The sequence below is a fragment of the Vibrio sp. OPT46 genome (assembly GCF_015163535.1).
GTDB lineage: Bacteria > Pseudomonadota > Gammaproteobacteria > Enterobacterales > Vibrionaceae > Vibrio > Vibrio alginolyticus.
In genome coordinates this window covers 1-1,346 of the sequence record NZ_JADDYG010000243.1, presented here as the reverse complement: position 1 = coordinate 1,346, position 1,346 = coordinate 1, and the positions used below count along the sequence as shown (strand labels likewise).

Below are 1,346 nucleotides of genomic sequence, written 5' to 3'. Positions count from 1 at the left end.
TACAAATAGCAGTAGCACAGCTTCTCTCTGAGCTGCGGATCATTCTGTATTTAATACTTCCATTTCTTGAAATAGATTTCTGTACTACATTATTCTCTAGCCAAAAGTCATGTGTAATATCTTTCACAGGCAATCGAACTATCCCATCTAGTACTGACCAATCAATGGGGGCTTTATGCATTCGAGACAAATGCACTTCAAAGATAGATCGAATTACTATCGCAGTCCCTTTCCAAAATATACTTTTCGTGTACATAACATTTGGCCCTGAGTCTGAAAGAAACCTCATAGGTATAAGAGAAAAAAACTTGGTGAGGAATGGAGTTGTTAAGCGAATTATTTCAGCTTCGGTATCGCTTGAACCTTCAAGCAATTTGTTCATTTTTACAGGAGTTGTACCTAATGCGGTACAAATGAAATCGCCTAACTGCTTCAAGTCCATTAACTGGGATTTCTTGGGTTTTCCTGTGGTACTTATAAACCGCTTTAGTGAATGACCATCAACTAATACATTATCGAGTATCTGGTCCCTAATTAATCTGGAAAAGCTTTGCGAGCTGTCAAAGAATAAGTTTTGTGCTGATGTTGGTTTACGAAGGTGTAAGTGGTAGTCAGAAAATACCTGTCTAATCTTTTGAGTGACTGGCTCTAAGGTGTCCGTGTTTGTAACAATGAATTTAACTCCCAGCGTATGGTACTGAGTAGGACTAGCATTCGTAACTCTGTCCTTAAACAAATTCAAACGGTTCTGACCATCACATACAAGACGGTCAGATGAACTTTCTAATGTGGCTGTGACGACTTCTTTGTTACCAATAGATATTTCCTCATGGAGTTTTAATGAAGAAACAAAGACAGTAATGCTAGGGAGTACTGTATCCTCCCTATTGTCGAAATACTTAATCAAACCTTGTGCACGACCTTTCTCAAGGTCTCTCTGTCTTTTTTGATACTCATTTAAACTATCTGAGCTCTCTTCTTCAGTGAAGTTCTCAGCAAATTCTTTGCCTGTTATTACCCCCTCAAATACAGAAATGCCATTCGTGCAAATACCCTCGTTAGCTCTGAAGAGTACTAATTGAAGGTCTTGTTCAGAATAAATTGGTGTGTACATGTCTTGACCCGATGACTAAAAGAATAGAAGTAAAATACCATATAAATACACCTCCTTCAATATATGTGCACAAAAAAGTGCACAAAGTATATTTAAGTCTATAAAGTGTGTTTAAATATGGTATTATATAGTTGTCGGTCTTTAGTAATGGTTCAGCCAATGGTTAATATTTTTGAAACAACAAACCTAATAGAAAACGAATTGGTGGCTTTGCACGAGAGTGTTAGCTTCA

Annotated in this window: 1 protein-coding gene; it reads right to left on the bottom strand. The window is 37.2% G+C overall.

Features of this window, described 5'->3' with window-relative positions; all coding sequences use genetic code 11:
• The coding region (locus IQR33_RS10145; protein WP_193843685.1) for a DGQHR domain-containing protein at positions 1-1,114 on the bottom strand (1,114 nt) is incomplete at its 3' end.
• Between the last annotated feature and the right edge of the window lie 232 nt (positions 1,115-1,346).